18 protein-coding genes and 2 tRNA genes are annotated in these 19,738 nt (G+C 70.4%); 15 read left to right on the forward strand and 5 right to left on the reverse strand.

The window, feature by feature from the left end:
- The 6 genes from TR46_RS19125 to TR46_RS19150 all read left to right on the forward strand — a co-directional run.
- The coding region (locus tag TR46_RS19125) for a mycothiol-dependent nitroreductase Rv2466c family protein (protein WP_042402611.1) at nt 1-119 on the forward strand (119 nt) is incomplete at its 5' end.
- Nucleotides 120-332: 213 nt separating this feature from the next.
- The gene (locus tag TR46_RS19130; RefSeq protein WP_042402613.1) at nt 333-932 is read left to right on the forward strand and encodes a biotin transporter BioY; all 600 of its coding nucleotides are present in this window, start codon (nt 333-335) and stop codon (nt 930-932) included.
- 37 nt (nt 933-969) lie between these two features.
- The gene (locus tag TR46_RS19135; RefSeq protein WP_042402616.1) at nt 970-1,455 is read left to right on the forward strand and encodes a ribose-5-phosphate isomerase; all 486 of its coding nucleotides are present in this window, start codon (nt 970-972) and stop codon (nt 1,453-1,455) included.
- A gap of 11 nt (nt 1,456-1,466) precedes the next feature.
- Entirely contained in the window at nt 1,467-2,333 is an 867-nt protein-coding gene (locus TR46_RS19140) for an Fpg/Nei family DNA glycosylase (protein ID WP_042402619.1), read from the forward strand.
- Nucleotides 2,334-2,383: 50 nt separating this feature from the next.
- Nucleotides 2,384-3,541, forward strand: a complete 1,158-nt coding sequence (locus TR46_RS19145; protein ID WP_084718716.1) for a PP2C family protein-serine/threonine phosphatase — start codon at nt 2,384-2,386, stop codon at nt 3,539-3,541.
- Between the two features lie 256 nt (nt 3,542-3,797).
- A complete protein-coding gene (locus TR46_RS19150; RefSeq protein ID WP_042402624.1) occupies nt 3,798-3,995 on the forward strand; it encodes a hypothetical protein in 198 nt (65 codons plus the stop codon).
- Between the two features lie 20 nt (nt 3,996-4,015).
- Here the strand turns inward: TR46_RS19150 and TR46_RS19155 are convergent, their stop codons facing one another.
- Both TR46_RS19155 and TR46_RS19160 read right to left on the reverse strand, forming a co-directional pair.
- Nucleotides 4,016-4,780, reverse strand: coding sequence for a DUF6348 family protein (locus TR46_RS19155; protein WP_042402627.1), 765 nt, complete (start codon nt 4,778-4,780; stop codon nt 4,016-4,018).
- Nucleotides 4,781-5,375: 595 nt separating this feature from the next.
- Nucleotides 5,376-5,446, reverse strand: a tRNA-Gly gene (locus TR46_RS19160).
- Between the two features lie 167 nt (nt 5,447-5,613).
- On the opposite strand from TR46_RS19160, the gene TR46_RS19165 reads away from it, so the two are divergent.
- The 5 genes from TR46_RS19165 to clpX all read left to right on the forward strand — a co-directional run bounded on the left by TR46_RS19165 (nt 5,614) and on the right by clpX (nt 10,881).
- Nucleotides 5,614-5,690 (forward strand) — tRNA-Pro (locus tag TR46_RS19165).
- Between the two features lie 503 nt (nt 5,691-6,193).
- The gene (tig, locus tag TR46_RS19170) at nt 6,194-7,582 is read left to right on the forward strand and encodes a trigger factor (RefSeq protein ID WP_042402629.1); all 1,389 of its coding nucleotides are present in this window, start codon (nt 6,194-6,196) and stop codon (nt 7,580-7,582) included.
- Nucleotides 7,583-7,932: 350 nt separating this feature from the next.
- Nucleotides 7,933-8,550 carry an ATP-dependent Clp protease proteolytic subunit gene (locus TR46_RS19175; protein WP_042402755.1) on the forward strand — a complete coding sequence of 206 codons (618 nt, stop codon included), beginning with the start codon at nt 7,933-7,935 and terminating at the stop codon, nt 8,548-8,550.
- A 118-nt stretch (nt 8,551-8,668) separates the two neighbouring features.
- Nucleotides 8,669-9,331, forward strand: a complete 663-nt coding sequence (locus TR46_RS19180; protein ID WP_042402632.1) for an ATP-dependent Clp protease proteolytic subunit — start codon at nt 8,669-8,671, stop codon at nt 9,329-9,331.
- 266 nt (nt 9,332-9,597) lie between these two features.
- Nucleotides 9,598-10,881 (forward strand): ATP-dependent Clp protease ATP-binding subunit ClpX, encoded by a 1,284-nt coding sequence (gene clpX / locus TR46_RS19185; RefSeq protein WP_030250620.1) that lies wholly within the window; start codon nt 9,598-9,600, stop codon nt 10,879-10,881.
- 163 nt (nt 10,882-11,044) lie between these two features.
- Here clpX and TR46_RS19190 read toward each other — a convergent pair whose 3' ends face one another.
- A complete protein-coding gene (locus TR46_RS19190; RefSeq protein ID WP_084718717.1) occupies nt 11,045-11,827 on the reverse strand; it encodes a peptidylprolyl isomerase in 783 nt (260 codons plus the stop codon).
- Nucleotides 11,828-11,961: 134 nt separating this feature from the next.
- Nucleotides 11,962-12,711 carry a hypothetical protein gene (locus TR46_RS19195; protein ID WP_152626569.1) on the reverse strand — a complete coding sequence of 250 codons (750 nt, stop codon included), beginning with the start codon at nt 12,709-12,711 and terminating at the stop codon, nt 11,962-11,964.
- 307 nt (nt 12,712-13,018) lie between these two features.
- On the opposite strand from TR46_RS19195, the gene TR46_RS19200 reads away from it, so the two are divergent.
- Nucleotides 13,019-15,676, forward strand: a complete 2,658-nt coding sequence (locus TR46_RS19200; protein ID WP_084718718.1) for a valine--tRNA ligase — start codon at nt 13,019-13,021, stop codon at nt 15,674-15,676.
- A 66-nt stretch (nt 15,677-15,742) separates the two neighbouring features.
- Here TR46_RS19200 and TR46_RS19205 read toward each other — a convergent pair whose 3' ends face one another.
- Nucleotides 15,743-17,155 (reverse strand): MFS transporter, encoded by a 1,413-nt coding sequence (locus TR46_RS19205; RefSeq protein WP_042402637.1) that lies wholly within the window; start codon nt 17,153-17,155, stop codon nt 15,743-15,745.
- A gap of 135 nt (nt 17,156-17,290) precedes the next feature.
- Here TR46_RS19205 and folC point away from each other — a divergent pair, with 135 nt between their 5' ends.
- The 3 genes from folC (at nt 17,291) to ndk (ending at nt 19,613) form a co-directional block, all read left to right on the forward strand.
- Nucleotides 17,291-18,691 carry a bifunctional tetrahydrofolate synthase/dihydrofolate synthase gene (gene folC / locus TR46_RS19210; RefSeq protein WP_042402639.1) on the forward strand — a complete coding sequence of 467 codons (1,401 nt, stop codon included), beginning with the start codon at nt 17,291-17,293 and terminating at the stop codon, nt 18,689-18,691.
- Between the two features lie 71 nt (nt 18,692-18,762).
- Nucleotides 18,763-19,095 (forward strand): DUF4233 domain-containing protein, encoded by a 333-nt coding sequence (locus TR46_RS19215; RefSeq protein ID WP_042402641.1) that lies wholly within the window; start codon nt 18,763-18,765, stop codon nt 19,093-19,095.
- A gap of 104 nt (nt 19,096-19,199) precedes the next feature.
- The gene (gene ndk / locus TR46_RS19220) at nt 19,200-19,613 is read left to right on the forward strand and encodes a nucleoside-diphosphate kinase (protein ID WP_042402644.1); all 414 of its coding nucleotides are present in this window, start codon (nt 19,200-19,202) and stop codon (nt 19,611-19,613) included.
- The last annotated feature ends 125 nt before the right edge of the window (nt 19,614-19,738 follow it).

Raw genomic sequence — 19,738 nt, forward strand, 5'->3', positions numbered from 1 at the left:
CCCCCACCCCCCGCGGCGAAGCCGCCGCCCGCCTCTGGGACGGCACCCTCCTGGTCGCCTCCACCCCCGGCTTCTACGAACTCAAGCGCACCCGCACCGCCGGCCCCAGCTTCGAGTAAGCAAACCCCGTCAGCCCCGCGCCCATGGGGGCGCGGGGCTCTGCTCCGACGGCCGCCACCCCGGCGAAGCCGGACGCAACTCCGACTGCACGGAGCTGCCAACGCACTGACCAGCTCTTTTGTGAGGATCGCCATACCCGGGCGGCCTGCTGGGCCGATAGGTTCACAGTCGTTAACACAGCACAGCCTCCCCTCACCCCGCCCGGAGATCCCATGGCCCTCGCCGCCACCGCAGCCGTCCGCCCCGGCGCCGTCCTCGCCGACCTGCTCCCCGCCGCCACCCGCGCCCGCGGCGCGGCCCGCGACCTGGCACTGGTGGTCGGCGGCGCCGCCCTCACCGGCGCGGCCGCCCAGCTCTCGGTGCCGGTCCCGGGCTCGCCGGTCCCGGTGACCGCTCAGACCCTGGCCGCGCTGCTGGTCGGCACGGCCCTCGGCACCCGACGCGGCGTCGCCTCGATGGGCCTCTACCTCGCGGCCGGCCTCGTCGGGGTGCCGTGGTTCGCGGACGGCAGCTCCGGCAGCGGCGTCACCTTCGGCTACATCATCGGCTTCCTGCTGGCCGGCGTCGTCGTCGGCGAACTGGCCCGCCGCGGCGCCGACCGCAGCCCGCTGCGCACCGCCGCCGCCATGGTGCTCGGGAACCTGGCGATCTACGCCGTCGGCGTCCCCTACTTGGCCGTCTCGCTGCACATCGGTCTCGGCAGGGCCGCCTCGCTGGGCCTCTACCCCTACCTGCTGGGCGACGCCCTCAAGGTCGCGCTGGCCATGGGCCTGCTCCCGGCCGCCTGGAAGCTGCTCGGCCGCAAGGGCTGACCGGCGCGCCGTCACCGGCTCGTGCCACACTGACGCCATGCGCGTGTACCTGGGATCCGACCATGCCGGATACGAACTCAAGCAGCACCTCGTCCAGTGGCTGACCAGCGCCGGTCACGAACCGGTCGACTGCGGCCCGCACATCTACGACGCGGTGGACGACTACCCCCCGTTCATCCTCCGCGCCGCCGAGCGGACCGCGGCCGACCCGCAGGCGCTGGGCATCGTGATCGGCGGCTCCGGCAACGGCGAGGCCATCGCCGCCAACAAGGTCAAGGGTGTCCGCGCGGCACTGGCCTGGAGCACCGAGACGGCCACCCTCGGCCGCCAGCACAACAACGCCAATGTGATCAGCATCGGCGGCCGGATGCACTCCCTCGACGAGGCCACCAAGTTCGTCGAGGTCTTCCTGGCGACGCCGTTCTCCGAGGACCCGCGCCACATCCGCCGGATCGACATGATCAGCGAGTACGAGACCACCGGCGAGCTCCCGCCGGTCCCGGCCCACCACCCGCAGGGCTGACCGCAGCTCCGATGCCCGAAGGCCACACCCTCCATCGACTCGCCGCCGCATACCGCCAGGTGTTCGGCGGCGGGTCCGTGCGCGTCTCCAGCCCGCAGGGCCCCTTCGCCGACGCCGCGGCGCTCCTGGACGGGCGCCCGCTGACCACCACCGAGGCCCACGGCAAGCACCTCTTCCTCGGCTTCGGCGACCCCGCCAACAACCCTGCGGCGGCGCCCGACTGGGTCCACATCCACCTCGGCCTCTACGGCAAGGTCCGCTTCGGCGAGGGCCCGGCCCCGGCGCCCGTCGGCCAGATCCGACTGCGCCTCAGCACCGGCGACGACACCGGCGCCGCCGCCCACGCCGACCTGCGCGGGCCCGCGACCTGCGCCCTGATCAGCGACCCGGAGAAGCAGGAGGTGCACCGCCGGCTCGGACCCGACCCGCTGCGTGCCGACTCCGCCCCGGACCTCGCCTGGCAGCGGATGAGCCGCAGCGGCACCACCGTCGCCGCCCTGCTGATGGACCAGAAGGTCCTCTCCGGCGTCGGCAACATCTACCGCGCCGAGGTGCTGTTCCGGCAGGGCATCGACCCGCGGCTGCCCGGACGGGCCCTCACCAGGGAGCAGTGGGACGCGGTCTGGACCGACCTCACCCTGCTGATGGCCGACGGCGTCCGTGACGGCTGGATCGACACGGTCCGCCCCGAGCACACCCCGGAGGCCATGGGCCGCCCCGCCCGCGAGGACGCCCACGGCGGCGAGGTCTACGTCTACCGCCGGGCCGGACTGCCCTGCCTGGTCTGCACGACCCCGGTCAGCGCCGGGACCCACGCCGGCCGCAACCTCTTCTGGTGCCCCACCTGCCAGCCCACCGCGGCCCTCGACCGGCCGTAGTTCCCGGGAGCGTCGACGCGGACCTCGCACGCTCGGTAGGGTCGACCTGGATGGCAGACGGAGCGGCCGAGGCGCCACCTCGGGAGACGACGACGGCTCGGGGGCGCAGGGCGCTCTACCGGGTCCGACGTCGGCTGCGCCGATCCGCCGTGGACTACTTCCGCGGCGACGCCTCCGACTGGTTCGCCTTCGGCGTGCTGTTCCTCCTGGTGCCCGTGATCACCGCGGTCACACTGGTGGCCTCGATATGGTGCCCGCCCACCGCGCTGGTCCTCCCGGTCCTCGCCGGGGCGCTGCTGCTGCGGCCCAGCAGCCTGGTGCTGCTCTACGCGGCCGCCGCCTCCGCGCTGGCCGTGGAGGCGGCCATGCTGGGCCCGTACCACCTCGGCCCCGGCCGGGTCACGCCCGGCAGCGTGCTGGTGGTGGGCGCGGTGGGGGCCGGCGGCCTGCTGGTCGCCCAACTCCGCAGCCGGGTGGGCGTTCCCTGGCGCGGCGGCGGCACCATGCTGTTCGACCTCCGCGAGCGGCTCAAGGTGCAGTCGCAGATCCCGGCGCTGCCCGGCGGCTGGCACGCGGAGATGGCGCTGCGCCCGGCCGGCGGCCAGTCCTTCTCCGGCGACTTCCTGGTCGCCGCCCGCACCGGCGACGGCAGCCGGGTGCTGGAGGCGGTCCTGGCCGACGTCTCCGGCAAGGGCATGGACGCGGGCTCCCGCGCGCTGCTGCTCTCCGGCGCCTTCGGCGGCCTGCTCGGCTCGCTGCCCCCGCACGACTTCCTCCCGGCCGCCAACGGCTACCTGCTGCGCCAGGAGTGGGACGAGGGCTTCGCCAGCGCCGTCCACCTGGTCCTGGACCTGGACACCGGGGAGTACGAACTGCTGTCGGCGGGTCATCTCCCCGGTATGCAGCGCTGCATGGGCAAGGGCCTCTGGGAGACCAAGGAGGCCGAGGGCCCGCTGCTCGGCATCTTCGAGGGCGCCAAGTTCACCGGCCTGCGCGGCCGGCTGGAGCGCGGCGACGTGCTGATGCTCTGCACCGACGGCATGGTCGAGGCCCCCGGCCGCGACCTGTCCGAGGGCATGGACCGACTGATGGGGGAGGCGGACCGGTTGATCGGCTCACCCTTCGTCGGGACGGCCTGGCGGCTCATCGAGACCGTCGCCAAGGACCTCAACGACGACCGGGCGCTGCTGCTGATCTGGCGCGAATAACCGTCCCTCAGTGCCCAGTTCACCACACCTGTAACATCGGGAACACGATCTCCGACGTGCGGTTCGGCCAATCTCGGCCGAATAGTGATCACTTGTGGAGCTGTGTCCCGGAAGTGCTTTACGGAACCTGCTGCTCCGGAGACACTGAATGTCGGCCAGTGGGGAGGGGGGAGGCAGTGTCGATGCACGGCGCGGCGGACCGGCCTGCCGGGTGGCCCGGGCCCCGAGCATGTCATGAACGAGGAAGTGGAACCGCGTGACAACCTTCTCCTTCTCCGCTGTTGTCCTGCTGGGCATCCTGTTGGTGGTCTTCATCAGGAACGGGAGCATGAAGATCGGCTACGCCATCCTCGCTATGCTCTTCGGCTTCTTCCTGGCCAAGACGTCCGCGGCGGCGCCGATCCAGACCTTCCTGGACCAGATCGCCACGACCATCAACAACTTGACGAAGTAACAGCCGGGTACGTACCGGCCTCAGCGTTCCCGCCACCGCCGCAGAAGTGCCCCTGCCGCGGCGCGCCGTCCGACCATGGCGGCGCCGGCGGGCTCCACGCCGCCCTCCGCCCCGCGGAGGCCCAGCGGGTCGGCCGCCAGCAGGACGAAGCAGCGGGCCCAGGCCAGCCGCTCGCCGCGCGGCCAGGACAGCCGTCGCAGCGCGGCCGACGCCGCGGCGACCGGTTCGCCGTTCACCCGCACCTCGGCGACCTCGTCGCCCACCCGCCCGCCGAAGAAGAACTTCACCCCGTTCAGCACCGGGTCGTTGAGGTGCGGCACCACCAGTTCGGCGACGGTGGGCAGGAGCTGATGATCCGCCACCCAGTCGCCCAGCGGCCCGCTGCGGAACCCGAACACACAGGCGGGCCCCTGCACCGCATGCCACCCGGCGACACCCGCCGCCGAACCCGGCAGCACATGGTCGCCGTGGACGCCGCGCCGCTCCAGCATCTCCACCACCGCGGAAGCGGTCGTGGTCCGCCACATCCGCACGGCGTTCTGCAGCTGCTCCTCCTCGGTCCGGCCGAGTCCGACCGCGCAGTCCCACACCACCGGACCACCGCCCATGCCGATCCTCAGCACATACCCGAGATCGACGTGCCCGCCGCCCTGCCCGACATGCTCCCGCACCGCGACAGCCGTGGTCCCGGGCCCCCGGACGATGTCCCCCTCAGCCTGGAACTCCCGCCCCAGGCAGGCCATTTCGCGCACCACGCTGCGCTGTATGACCTGGAGCCTGCGCACGGGGTCTCTCCGATGCTGAGGGACGTACTCCGACACTCCGGGAAGCAAGCCCCGTTCGCCCCCGCAACCCCTGGCCGCGCGAGCCCTGTGGAGATTATGGGGGGAAACCGAGTGAACCTCCCACCTCCGCGAGCGTACCGGCCCCCACCCGCCCCCGCACCCATTCTGACGCGCACAAGTCACACGACTGGCTCGCACCCTGAAGGCGCTGCGCGGCGAAGCGATCGGAGAAGTCCGATGATCGTCCTCGACCACACCGCAGCCCGGGCGCTCCGGGAGGGCGACCGCATGCCTGCGGCCTACGCCGCCACCTCGCCCGAGCACGACGCCGAGCGCGTCTGCGTCCCGGCCCTGTCCCAGCACGGCTCGGCTTCGGACCCCGACCCGCCGGCCCTCGCAGCAGTCGGAGTCGCCGGTAAGTGCGAGCACGCTGCGTCCGGCGTCGTCGATGACGACGGCCGAGGCGGCGGCGACCAGGCTGTTGGGCTCGGGGCGTGCGGGTCGCGCCGCCTGTGGGCCTGTCGCAGGTGCCGGACGGAACCGAGATCGGCCCCAGCTTCGCGATCATCTCGCTGAGCTGGGGCCGATTTGTGGGAGCGGGCGACGGGAATCGAACCCGCGTAGCTAGTTTGGAAGACTAGGGCTCTACCATTGAGCTACGCCCGCAGAGCGCACCGGTGGGGTGCGTTCGGAGGACAGCGTAGCGGACCTGGTCACCGGGATGCACACCGGTTGTCCGGCGTGGCGGGGCGCTGCGGGTGGCGCGGGGAAAAGCGGGCGAAGGGCCGGGGATCTGCCTGTACGCTACGTGTCGTTCAGCACGTTGGACGGTACGGGGTGTGGCGCAGTTTGGTAGCGCGTCCGCTTTGGGAGCGGAAGGTCGTCGGTTCGAATCCGGTCACCCCGACCACGTGTGGTGTGTGAAGGGCCTGCCTCTCGTGGCGGGTCCTGTTTTGTTCTGGGGCGGGCGGCGCAGCGGAGCCGGCGGTACGCCGAGCGCGAACCTGGCGGCCCCGCCCGGGGCTTCCTGGTCGGGGCGGACCGCCGCCGGACGAGAGCCCGCCGGGGCTCAGGGAGCGCCCCCGCGCAGGGCCCCCGCTGAGGCCCCCGCCGGGGCCGTGGCGGAGACCCCCGTGCGGGTTGCCGACAGCTGACCCCTCCCGGCGGGACCAATGCAGATTGTGGTACCGGTAGGATGGACCGCTGGCGGCTGTCCACGTGCGCGTCTCCGCAGGGAGAAGCGGTGCGGACACTCGCCCGAGGGCGAGGAGCGAGCTCACCGTCCACCACCCCGGCGGGCGAAGTCGCCTCTGACTCATCACCCGTCTCGCCGTGCCCCGCACTCGCCGTACTCCGGTGAGAACGGGGTATCCGGCGGACACCCCGACCGCAAGCCCCCAAGGAGACCCAACCGTGAAGAGCGCCGTGGAGACTCTGAACCCGACCCGGGTTCGACTCACCGTCGAGGTGCCCTTCGAGGAGCTCAAGCCCAGCCTCGACGCGGCGTACAAGAAGATCAACCAGCAGGTCACGGTGCCGGGCTTCCGTAAGGGCAAGATCCCGGCTCGCGTCATCGACCAGCGCTTCGGCCGTGCCGCGGTGCTGGAAGAGGCTGTCAACGACGCCCTGCCGCGCTTCTACACCCAGGCCGTCGACGAGTCCAAGCTCGACGTCCTCGGCCAGCCCGACATCGACGGCCTGGAGGGCGTCGAGAAGATCGCGGACGGCGGCGACCTGAAGTTCACCGCCGAGGTGGACATCCGCCCCGAGATCACCCTCCCCGACTACACCGCCATCGAGGTCGAGGTCGACCCGGTCGCCGTGTCCGACGAGGACGTCGAGGAGAGCCTGAACCAGCTCCGCGACCGCTTCGCCTCGCTGAAGACCGTCGAGCGCGCCGCCGCCGAGGGCGACGTCGTGGTCGTCGACCTGGAGGCCAAGGTCGACGGTGAGGTCCCCGAGGACGGCACCGCCACCGGCGTCAGCTACGAGATCGGCTCCGGCCGCCTGCTCGACGGCATCGACGAGGCCCTGACCGGCCTGGAGGCCGGCAGCACGGCGACCTTCACCACCGAGCTCAAGGGCGGCTCCGCCGAGGGTAAGGACTCCGAGGTCACGGTCAGCCTGACCACCGTCCAGGAGAAGGAACTCCCGGCTCTGGACGACGAGTTCGCCCAGCTCGCCAGCGAGTTCGACACCCTGGAGGAGCTGAAGGACGACTCCCGCAAGCGGCTCGTCCGGATGAAGGAGTTCGACCAGGCCACCCAGGCCCAGGAGCGGGTGCTCGACAAGCTCATGGAGCTCATCGAGATGCCGTACCCGGAGAAGCTGCTCGCGGACGAGGTGGAGACCCGCAAGCACAACCTGGAGCACCACCAGCTGCCGCAGATGGGCGTCGACCTGGACGGCTACCTCAAGCTCCAGGGCAAGACCGCCGAGGAGTTCGAGGCCGAGCTGCTGGAGCAGGCCCGGAAGGGCATCAAGACCCAGTTCGTCCTGGACGCCATCGCGTCCAAGGAGGAGCTCGCGGTCAACCAGGAGGAGCTCACCGAGCACCTGCTGCGCCGCGCCGCCGGCTCGGGCATGACGCCCGACCAGTTCGCCCAGCAGGTCGTCGAGGGCGGCCAGGTCCCGCTGCTCGTCGGCGAGGTCGTCCGCGGAAAGGCCCTCGCGGTCGTGGTGGAGTCCGCCAAGGTGGTCGACACCAACGGCGAGGTCGTCGACTTCGAGGACGACGAAGAGGACGAGGCTGAGGACGCGGCCGAGACCGCCGCCGAGGGCACCGGGCCCGCCGAGGCCTGACCCCTCCGCAGCACCCGGCAGCGCCCGGCAGCACCCTGCGGCGACGCCGCCGCACAGCACCACCAGGAAGGGCCCGGACGCAGCAAGCGTCCGGGCCCTTCCGGCGTAGCCGGTCACCCTGCGCTCACAGCGAACAGTTCTGTGTAGGGGATGGTCAGGCACTGCCTGCGCGTTAGGGTCCTTGGTACGAGGGGCAGGGTGACTGTCGGTCCATCAGGACCGTCGGTCAGGCTTTCCCGGTGCAACCGGTGGCCTCCGTACCGGCCTTCGTAAGAGACGCAGTGACGGTGGACGATCAGCCGTCCGAACACAATGAGCGGGTGGATTACGTGATGACTCCCCAGTTCCAGATGCCCGGCCTGATGGCCCCCACCGCAGCCGGTGACATCGGCGGCGGCGGTCTCGGCGACCAGGTCTTCAACCGTCTGCTCAACGAGCGCATCATCTTCCTCGGCCAGCAGGTCGACGACGAGATCGCCAACAAGATCACCGCTCAGCTGCTGCTGCTCGCGTCCGACCCGGACCGGGACATCTTCCTGTACATCAACTCGCCCGGCGGCTCGGTCACCGCCGGCATGGCGATCTACGACACCATGCAGTACATCAAGAACGACGTCGTCACCATCGCCATGGGCATGGCCGCCTCGATGGGCCAGTTCCTGCTCACCGCGGGTGCCAAGGGCAAGCGCTTCGCGCTCCCCAACGCCGAGATCCTGATGCACCAGCCCTCGGCCGGCCTCGGCGGCTCCGCCACCGACATCCGTATCCAGGCCCAGCAGCTGGTCCGCCTGAAGCACCGGATGGCCGAGCTGATCGCCCAGCACAGTGGCCAGACCGTGGACCAGGTCACCAAGGACTCCGACCGGGACCGCTGGTTCCAGCCGCAGGAGGCCATGGAGTACGGCCTGATCGACGGCATCATGCACAGCGCCGCGGACGTCCCCGGCGGCGGCGGCACCGGCGCCTGACCGGCCCCCCAGCCGGTGCCCGAGGCCCCACGGCCGGGCACCGCGCCCGCGCCGGTCCGACCGCTCGACCGCCAACGCGAACCACAGTCCGTACGCTTCCGGAGAGGCCACACCAGCTATGAACATCCCCAGCCTGTCCAGCGCCGAGCGGCGCATCGAGGACATGCGCGCCGAGGGCCGCTACATCGTCCCGCGCTTCGTCGAGCGCACCTCGCAGGGTGTGCGTGAGTACGACCCCTACGCCAAGCTCTTCGAGGAGCGCATCATCTTCCTGGGCTCCCAGGTGGACGACGTCTCCGCGAACGACATCATGGCGCAGCTGATCTGCCTGGAGTCGATGGACCCGGACCGGGACATCTCCATGTACATCAACTCGCCCGGCGGCTCCTTCACGGCGCTGACGGCGATCTACGACACCATGCAGTTCGTCAAGCCCGACGTGGCGACCGTCTGCATGGGCCAGGCGGCCTCCGCCGCCGCGGTGCTGCTGGCGGCCGGCGCCCCCGGCAAGCGCCTGGCGCTGCCGAACGCCCGGATCCTGATCCACCAGCCGTACACCGAGACCGGCCGCGGCCAGGTGTCCGACCTGGAGATCCAGGCCAACGAGATCCAGCGGATGCGCGAGCAGCTGGAGGAGATGCTGGCCAAGCACTCCAACCAGACCACGCAGCAGATCAGCGAGGACATCGAGCGCGACAAGATCCTCACTGCCGCCGAGGCGCTGGAGTACGGGCTGATCGACCAGATCACCTCGACCCGCAAGAGCTCCCTCAACGACTGATCCGTCCGCCCGAGGACTGATTTGTTCGCCGACTGAGACGAGCACCACCCGGTCCGTGGGCCCCCGGCTATTGGAGCGGGGGCCTCGGCCTGGCACCATCGTCAGTACCGACCACCTCCCGCATCGCCCTCCCTGACGGCACTTCGCCCAGGGCGGAAGAGGGAAGACCGCCGAACACGGCGGATCGGGGCTCCTGACGGAGTACCGTCGGAAACCAAGCACCAGGCTCCTGCCCCACGGAGCCTTTGGCGAAGGGGATTCACCTCGTGGCACGCATCGGTGACGGTGGCGACCTGCTCAAGTGCTCGTTCTGCGGAAAGAGCCAGAAGCAGGTGAAGAAGCTCATTGCCGGGCCCGGCGTGTACATCTGCGACGAGTGCATCGACCTGTGCAACGAGATCATCGAAGAGGAGCTCGCGGAGACCTCGGAGGTGAGGTTCGAGGAGCTGCCCAAGCCCCGCGAGATCTACGAGTTCCTCGACGGGTACGTGGTGGGCCAGGAGGCGGCCAAGAAGTCGCTCTCCGTAGCCGTCTACAACCACTACAAGCGGGTCCAGGCGGGCGAGAACGGCAAGCACGGCCGCGACGACGGCATCGAGCTGGCCAAGTCCAACATCCTGCTGCTGGGCCCGACCGGCTCCGGCAAGACCCTGCTGGCGCAGACCCTGGCCCGGATGCTGAACGTGCCGTTCGCCATCGCGGACGCCACGGCGCTGACCGAGGCCGGCTATGTCGGCGAGGACGTCGAGAACATCCTGCTGAAGCTGATCCAGGCCGCTGACTACGACGTCAAGAAGGCCGAGACCGGCATCATCTACATCGACGAGATCGACAAGGTCGCCCGCAAGAGCGAGAACCCGTCGATCACGCGCGACGTCTCCGGCGAGGGAGTGCAGCAGGCGCTGCTGAAGATCCTGGAGGGGACCACCGCCTCGGTGCCCCCGCAGGGCGGCCGCAAGCACCCGCACCAGGAGTTCATCCAGATCGACACGACGAACGTGCTGTTCATCGTGGGCGGCGCGTTCTCGGGCCTGGAGCGCATCATCGAGTCCCGGGCCGGCAAGAAGGGCATCGGCTTCGGCGCGACGATCCGGTCCAAGCACGAGATCGAGTCCAGCGACCAGTTCCGCGCGGTCATGCCGGAGGACCTGGTGAAGTTCGGGATGATCCCCGAGTTCATCGGCCGTCTCCCGGTCATCACCAGCGTCCACAACCTGGACCGCGACGCGCTGCTGCAGATCCTCACCGAGCCCAAGAACGCCCTGGTCAAGCAGTACCGGCGGCTGTTCGAGCTGGACGGCGTGGAGCTGGAGTTCTCCGACACCGCGCTGGACGCCATCGCCGACCAGGCCATCAAGCGCTCCACCGGCGCCCGCGGCCTGCGCGCCATCATGGAGGAGGTGCTGATGTCCGTGATGTACGAGGTGCCGTCGCGCAAGGACGTCGCCCGTGTGGTGGTCACCGAGGACGTCGTGCTGGAGCACGTCAACCCGACCCTGGTCCCGCGCGACCTGCGCAGTCAGCGCGAGCGCCGCGAGAAGTCGGCGTAGCCGCCAGGACACGACAGCACAGACAGCACACGCGTGAGGCCCGGCCCGGGAAGGGGCCGGGCCTCACGCGTTGCGCCGGCCGACGCCGGTGAGTCGTCTCCGGACAGGACCTGAGGCAGCGTCAACTGGGCTGCGGCGGCCGCCGCGTCATCAGAAGGCCGGATCAGTCCTTGGTCACCGCGACGCTGTTGATCGCGACCTTGTCCTTGGGCGCTCCGTCGCTGCCGCCGCCCTGGACGCCGTTCCCGGCGATGTGCTGCAGGATGTCCAGTCCTGAGGTGATGGTGCCGAACGGCGTGTAGCTCGCCGCGAGTTGGCTGGCCCGGTAGACCAGGAAGAACTGGCTGCCGCCGGTGTGGGCGGCCCCGGTGTTGGCCATCGCGACCGTCCCGGCCGGGTAGCTGCCGCCCTGGATCGCCGGATCCTTCAGGTACTCGTCGGGCAGGGTGTAGCCGGGGCCGCCGCTGCCGGTACCGGTCGGATCGCCGCACTGCAGGACGTAGATGCCGCTGGTGGTGAGGCGGTGGCACCTGGTGTGGTCGAAGTAGTCCTGCTTGGCCAGGTAGACGAAGCTGTTGACGGTCTGCGGCGCGTTCTCGGCGTCCAGTCTGATGCCGATGTCGCCGCAGGAGGTCTTCAGCGTCGCGGAGTTGTTCGCCGAGGTGTCGATCGACATGGCCGGCGCGCTCTTCCACTGCTTGCCGTCGGGGCTGCCGGATGCGACGTTCCCACAGAACGACGGCCGGGTGGTCGCCCAGAGGATGCCGCCCGCGACCAGGGCGACCACCACCACGGCGGCCAGCACGAGGATCGTCCGCCGCTTCTTGGCCCTGGCCTTCTCCGCGGCCCGCAACTCCTCGATCCGCGCGCGCCGCGCCGCGTTGCGCGCTGCCGCGCCGCCCTCGCCGTTGCCGGCTTCTGCGCTGCCGCCGTCCTCGCTGCTCACCTGGGTCCTCCCGTTGTACGCGCCGACAGCGCACAGTGAACCCAGCCACCGGCCGCGGCCGCGGGAGGCGCGGCCGACGACAGCCGCCCCCGCACCCGACTGGGGGTGCGGGGGCGGCTACGCGGGCCCGAGGGCTACTTCTTGATCTCGGCGGCGGCCCGCAGGGCCCGGGTGGAGGTCGCGAGCGCGGGCAGATCGGAGCTGACCGCGGTCGTCTTGCCGGTGTCCATCACCAGCGCGTAGGTGCTGTTGTCGGCCCATACGCAGATGCCGAAGGCCGCGCCGGACTCACTGAGGATGCCGCACTGCATCGAACCGCCCAGCGGTCCGGCGTCCTCGTCGGTCTTGTCGGAGACGCTGCCGCCGCCGCTGGTCATCCCCTTCCAGGCCTGGCCGATCTGGGTGGAGGCCAGCGGCAGGCGGCCGTAGGCGCCGACGACGACGAACTGCGGGGTCTCGGTGACGGAGCCGGAGGAGTAGGAGGTCAGCACCGGGGTGGCCCCGGTGCTGCTGATGCCGTCCGTGGTACCGGCCATGTCCTTGAGCAGTCCGTTGTCGGTCTGCTGGGACAGGCCCTGGAAGCTGGCCGGCATGGCGAGCTTGTACTTGCCGGTGGTGGCCGCGGTGCGGATCACGAAGTAGCCGACGATCCCGCCGACGATGATCACCAGGGCCGCGCCGATGGAGAGGCCGATCTTGAGGCCGGTACGGCTCCGCGGCTCGGGCGGCACGGGGTAGCCCCAGGCGGCGTTGGGGTCCCCATAGGGCATCCCGGGCTGGGGCTGCGGCTGGGGTTGGGGCTGGGGTTGGCCGTAGCTGGGCTGGACGGGCTGTCCCTGGGGCGGATAACCACCGGCGCTGCCATCAGCGGGTGGCGGGTTCATCGACATAGTCGAACATCAGACCAGCAGAGCCGAGCGGAGTCCACGGGCTTCTCCGGACCCCGTCCCATCTGCCCGTTTTTGCACAGTGCTCCGGTACCGGTCCGTTACCTGTGCCGTCGCGGAAAGCCGTTCGTTACCACCTCCCCACTCCTCGTGCTGCAACTCTGCGGGGGCGACCCCCGGACCCCACGGAAAGCCGTTCGTTACCACCTCCCCACTCCTCGTGCTGCAACTCTGCGGGGGCGACCCCCGGACCCCGCGGAAAGCCGTTCGTTACCACCTCCCCACTCCTCGTAAACTGTGCGTCGTGACCGACACGAACCAGCGCCCCGAGCCGCACGCGCACGACGCGAACGCCGGGGACCACAGCGTCCAGCCGACCACTCTGCCGACCCAGTACTCGCCGGCGGAGGTAGAAGGCCCGCTGTACGAGCGCTGGATCGAGCGGGGCTACTTCCAGGCCGACGCCAAGAGCGACAAGCCGCCGTACACCATCGTCATCCCGCCGCCCAACGTCACCGGCGCCCTGCACCTGGGCCACGCCTTCCAGCACACGCTGATGGACGCGCTGACGCGGCGCAAGCGGATGCAGGGCTACGAGGCGCTGTGGCTCCCCGGCATGGACCACGCCGGCATCGCCACCCAGAACAAGGTCGAGCAGCAGCTCGCCGAGCAGGGCCTGTCCCGGCACGACATCGGCCGGGAGGCCTTCGTCGAGAAGGTCTGGGAGTGGAAGGAGCAGTACGGCGGCCGGATCCTCGGCCAGATGCGCCGCCTCGGCGACGGCGTCGACTGGTCCCGTGAGCGCTTCACCATGGACGAGGGCCTGTCCCAGGCCGTCCAGACCATCTTCAAGAAGCTCTTCGACGACGGTCTGATCTACCGCGCCGAACGCATCATCAACTGGTGCCCCCGGTGCCTCACCGCGCTCTCGGACATCGAGGTCGAGCATGAGGACCGGGCCGGCGAGCTGGTCTCGATCCGCTACGGGGACGGCGAGGACTCCGTCGTCGTCGCCACCACCCGCGCCGAGACCCTGCTCGGCGACACCGCCGTCGCGGTCCACCCGGACGACCCGCGCTACGCCCACCTCGTCGGCCGCACCATCGCGCTCCCGCTGACGGACCGTCGGATCCCGGTCGTCGCCGACGAGCACGTCGACCCGGAGTTCGGCACCGGCGCGGTCAAGGTCACCCCGGCCCACGACCCCAACGACTTCGCCATCGGCCAGCGGCACGACCTGCCGAACATCAACGTCCTGGACGAGCACGGCATCATCACCGTCCACGGCCCCTTCCTGGGGCTGGACCGCTTCGAGGCCCGCGAGGCCGTCGTCGGGACGCTGCGTGAGCAGGGGCGCATCGTCGAGGAGAAGCGCCCCTACATGCACGCCGTCGGGCACTGCTCGCGCTGCCACACCGTGGTCGAACCGCGGCTGTCGCTGCAGTGGTGGGTCAAGGTCGCCCCACTGGCCGGGCCCGCGGCCGAGGCGGTCCGCGACGGCCGGGTCCAGATCCACCCCAAGGAGCTGGAGGGCCGCTACTTCAGCTGGGTCGACAACATGTACGACTGGTGCATCTCGCGCCAGCTCTGGTGGGGCCACCGGATCCCGGTCTGGTACGGCCCGGACGGCGAGGTCGTCTGCGTCGGACCGGACGAGCAGCCGCCGACGGGTGACGGCTGGCACCAGGACCCCGACGTCCTGGACACCTGGTTCTCCAGCGGCCTCTGGCCGTTCTCCACCCTGGGCTGGCCCGAGCAGACCCGTGACCTGGAGAAGTTCTACCCGACCGACGTCCTGCTGACCGGCCACGACATCATCTTCTTCTGGGTCGCCCGGATGATGATGTTCGGCCTGTACGCGATGGACGGCCAGGCGCCGTTCCACACCATCGCGCTGACCGGCCTGGTCCGCGACCAGTTCGGCAAGAAGATGTCCAAGTCCTCCGGCACCGCCGTGGACCCGCTGGACTGGATGGACGAGTTCGGCGCCGACGCGGTCCGGTTCACTCTGGCCAGCGGCGCCAACCCGGGCGCGGACGTCCCGATCGGCGAGGACTGGGTCAAGGCCTCCCGCAACTTCTGCAACAAGATCTGGAACGCCACCCGCTTCGCACTGATGAACGGCGCGACCCTGGAGGGCCCGCTGCCGGCCGCGGACGAACTCACCACCGCCGACCGCTGGATCCTCTCGCGCCTCAACGACGTCGTCGCCCAGGTCGACGGCCTCTACGAGGACTACCAGTTCGCCAAGCTCAGCGACCTGCTGTACCACTTCGCCTGGGACGAGGTCTTCGCCTGGTACGTCGAACTGTCCAAGTCCACCCTGGCCGAGGGCGGTCCGCACGCGGACGCCGCCCGACGCGTCCTGGGCGAGGTCATCGAGGTCACCCTGCGGCTGCTGCACCCGGTGATCCCGTTCGTCACCGACGCCCTGTGGACCACACTGACCGGACGCGAGTCGGTCGTCGTGGCCGAGTGGCCGGCGGCGGACGCCACCCGCCGGGACGCCGCCGCTGAGGCGGAGATCGGCGAGCTCCAGCAGGTGGTCACCGAGATCCGCCGGTTCTGGGCCGACCAGGGGCTCAACCCGGGGCAGAAGGTCCCGGCCCGGCTGGAGCTGTCCGGCAGCCTGGCCGCGCACGAGGCGGCCCTGCGCTCCCTGGTCAGGTTCCAGCCCGCCGGGGCTGACTTCACCGCGACGGCGAGCCTCTCGGTGGCCGGCGCCAAGGTCGAGCTCGACCTGTCCGGCACCATCGACGTGGCCGCCGAGCGCAAGCGGCTCGCCAAGGACCTCGCCGCCGCGGAGAAGGAGCTGACCCAGGCCCGGGCCAAGCTCGCCAACGAGGCCTTCCTGGCCAAGGCGGCCCCGGTCGCGGTCGAGAAGATCCACGCCAGGCAGGCCAAGGCCGAGGCCGACATCACCCGCCTCGGCGCACAGATCGCGGCGCTGCCGGCCGGCTGACGGAGCGCCGGGCGCACCCGGGCCCCCTTCCCGTCCGTGGGAAGGGGGCCTGTCGCACGCTCGGGCTCAGGCTCGGACCTGCACCGGCCCGCGCGACCCCGCCGGAGCAGGATCGTCACCGGCGACGGCGACGGTGACGCCGTCGGCGGCAGCGGCCTGCTGCAGGCCGACGCCTTTGGTCTCCTCGGCCCACAGCACGCAGACCAGCAGCCCGCAGGCGGTGACCGCGGCGGCGATCAGCATGGTGGGCCCGGTGCCGAGCCCGGTGAGGGACAGCGGCAGCAGATAGGTGCCGACGGCGGCGCCGATGCGGCTCACCGAGGTGGCGAAGCCGACTGCGGTGGCCCGGACATGGGTGGGGAACAGCTCGTTGGGATAGGTCCAGTCGAGTACGTTCGCCCCGCCGCAGAAGAAGGCGTAGGCACACAGCGCCAGCATGGCGATCGCGGCCGGAGCGGCCGGCCAGACGCCGAGCAGCGCCAGCGGCACGATCATCAGGGCGAAGGACCAGATGATGGTGGGCTTGCGCCCGTAGCTGTCGATGGTGCGCAGCGCCGGGTAGCAGCCGAGCAGGAAGACCAGGCTGACCGCGCCGGTGCCCAGGGTGTCCATGATGTTGCCGCCAGGCATCCCGAAGGACTCCAGGATCTGCGGGCCGAAGGTCAGCATCGCGAACAGCGGTCCGACCTGGCACAGGAAGAACAGTCCGCAGAACAGGGTGCGGCGCCGGTACTCGGTGCTGAACAGCTCCCTCACCCCGCTGAGCGCCAGCCGCTCGGACACCGGGGGCTCCCCGGCGAGCAGCTCCGCGGCGCTGACCTCGGCGCCCAGGTGCTTCCGCACCACGGTGACGGCCTCCTCGGTCCGGCCGTGCTGGGCCAGCCACAGCGGGGACTCCGGCGAGCCCCGCCGCACCAGCAGGAAGAACACGCACAGCAGGGCCGAGCTGGCCAGCATCCAGCGCCAGCTGTCGGCGCCGCCGAACTGCAGGAAGAGATAGCCGACGACGTAGGCGAGCACCGAGCCGGCGTACCAGGCGATGATCTGCTTGCCGAGCAGTCGGCCGCGGTCCCTGACCGGCAGCCACTCGGCCAGCAGGGAGGTGGCGATGGGGTAGTCGGCCGCGACGGCCATCCCCATCACCACCCGCAGTGCCACGATCATCCAGACGTCCTGGGCCCAGAAGGACGCCACCGAGCAGGCGATCATCACCAGCAGGTCGGCGGTGTACATCACCTCCCGCCCGATCTTGTCGGTGAGCACGCCGAAGACCGCACCACCGACGAACATGCCGATGAGTGCGGCCGCACCGATCAGGCTGACCTGCGCGGTGCTGAGTCCCAGTTGTGGCTTCATGCCGATGACGGCGACTCCGACGATGCTCAGGATGTATCCGTCGAGCAGCGGGCCGCCGGAACAGGCGAGGGCGAGACGTTTGTGGAAGGCGCTGTAGGGCGCGTTGTCGATCACTGTGGACATAGGTCTGGAATACCTCCAGCCCGTGACCATACGGCGACAAAAGTTGATTAGGCCAAATATGAACTCAAACCAGGATCTACGTCACAAACCCATGGCAGTTCCCGTGCCCCGTCCGCAGCTCCGTAGACTGACGGCGTGAGCGACGCATCCAGCACCACCCCGCAGCCCGACGCCGACGCGACCTCGGCCGATCCCGTGATCGCGATGCGCGCCGTGGAGGCGGAGCTGACCGCGCGCTGGCCGGAGACCCAGCTCGAACCCTCGCTGGACCGGATCACCGCGCTGATGGACATCCTGGGCCAGCCCCAGCGCGCGTACCCCTCGATCCATATCACCGGTACCAACGGCAAGACCAGCACCGCCCGGATGATCGAGCAGCTGCTGCGCCACTTCGAGCTGCGCACCGGCCGCTACACCAGCCCGCACGTGGAGTCGGTGACCGAGCGGATCAGCCTGGACGGTGAGCCGATCAGCCCCGAGCTGTTCGTCCACACCTACCGCGACATCGAGCCGTACATCGGCATGGTCGACGCCGCGCAGCCGATCCGGATGTCCTTCTTCGAGATCCTCACCGGGATGGCCTACGCCGCGTTCGCCGAGGCGCCGGTGGACGTCGCCGTGGTCGAGGTCGGCATGGGCGGCTCCTGGGACGCCACCAATGTGATCGAGGCACCGGTCGCGGTGATCACCCCGATCTCGCTGGACCACACCGACAAGCTCGGCGACACGCCCGGTGAGATCGCCGGGGAGAAGTCCGGGATCATCAAGAAGGGCGCCCTGGCGGTGGTGGCCCAGCAGCCGCTGGACGCCGCCGAGGTGATCCTGCGGCGCGCCGTGGAGAACGACGCCGTGGTCGCCCGCGAGGGCATGGAGTTCGGCGTGGTGCACCGCGACGTCGCGGTCGGCGGCCAGCTGCTGACCCTGCGCGGCATCTCCGGCCACGAGTACACCGAGGTCTTCATCCCGCTGCACGGCGCGCACCAGGCGCAGAACGCCGCGCTGGCGCTGGCCGCGGTCGAGGGCTTCTTCGGCGTCGGCGCCGCGCACGAGCAGCCGCTGGACCTCGACAAGGTCCGCGCCGCCTTCTCCGGGGTCAGCTCCCCGGGCCGGCTTGAGGTGGTCCGCCGCAGCCCGACCATCGTGCTGGACGCCGCGCACAACCCGGCCGGGGCCCGGGTCACCGCCGACGCCATCGGTGAGTCCTTCGGCTTCACCCGGCTGATCGGGGTGATCGGCACCAGTGGCGACAAGGATTCCAGCGGACTGCTGGAGGCGCTGGAGCCGGTCCTCGCCGAGGTCGTGATCACCCAGAACTCGACCCAGCGGGCCACCTCCATCGACCGGCTCGCCGAACAGGCGGTCGACATCTTCGGCTCGGACCGGGTGCTGGTGGAGACCCGACTGGACGACGCCATCGACGCCGCGGTGACCCTGGCCGAGGAGGAGGGCGACCTCGGCGGCTCCGGCGTCCTGGTCACCGGTTCGATCATCACCGTGGGCGAGGCCCGCATCCTGCTCAGCCGCAACCGTCGCTGACCCGCCTCTCTGCCCCGCCGACCGCCGCTGAACCGAGAACACCACTGCCCGTCCGCCCCGAAAGGCCTCCCGTGCGCACCCTCTGCTCGTCCACACTCATCGCCGAGGCGATGGTGGTCGGCTTCGCCGCTCTGGTCGCGATGCATCTGTCCCATGTCTCCTCGACGACGCTGTGGACGGTCTGCGGAGCCGCGATGGCCCTGTGCGTGCTGCTCTGCGGTGTCATCACCAGGCCGGGCATGGTGGCCGTCGGCTGGGTGCTCCAGTTGGCGCTGATCGCCAGCGGCGCGGTCGTGGGGATGATGTACGGACTCGGTGTCATCTTTGCGGCGCTCTGGTGGGCGTCCGTCCACTACGGCCGAAAGATTGACATCATCAAAACGGCACGTGCACAGGCGAGCTGAGGTCCACCTGGCGTTCGAAGGCCGCGGCCGTCTCGGGTAGGCTCGCCGCACCCTCCCTTCTTGTTCTTCCACCCGTTCGGCTCGACCCCCCTCGGAGCACCGCCATGCCGCAGCGCACCCTCGTCCTCCTGAAGCCCGACGCCACCCGACGGGGACTCGTCGGCGAGATCATCGGCCGGATCGAGCGCAAGGCGAACTGGACCCTCGCCGCGATGGAGCTCCGCACCCTGGACACCGCCACGCTGGAGCAGCACTACGGCGAGCACATCGGCAAGCCGTTCTACGAGCCGCTGATGGAGTTCATGGCCTCCGGCCCGGTGGTGGCGCTGATCGTGGAGGGTGAGAGTGTGATCGAGGGCGTCCGCGCGCTGGCCGGCAAGACCAACCCGCTGGAGGCCGGCCCCGGCACCATCCGCGGCGACTACGCCACCATCACCAGGGAGAACCTGATCCACGCCTCGGACTCGGAGGAGTCCGCCGAGCGCGAGATCAAGATCTTCTTCCCCGGGATCGGCTGACGTACCGTCGCGTTCGGCCCCCGTCGGAACTGCCCGGAACTGAGCAGCCGACACCAGCGTCCCAATAGCAGGAAATGTGATCGTCTGCCCCGACAATGGCAGAGGGTCCGCCGTCACCCTCAGTG

It is taken from the genome of Streptacidiphilus carbonis (genome assembly GCF_000787775.1).
GTDB classification, from domain to species: Bacteria; Actinomycetota; Actinomycetes; order Streptomycetales; family Streptomycetaceae; genus Streptacidiphilus; species Streptacidiphilus carbonis.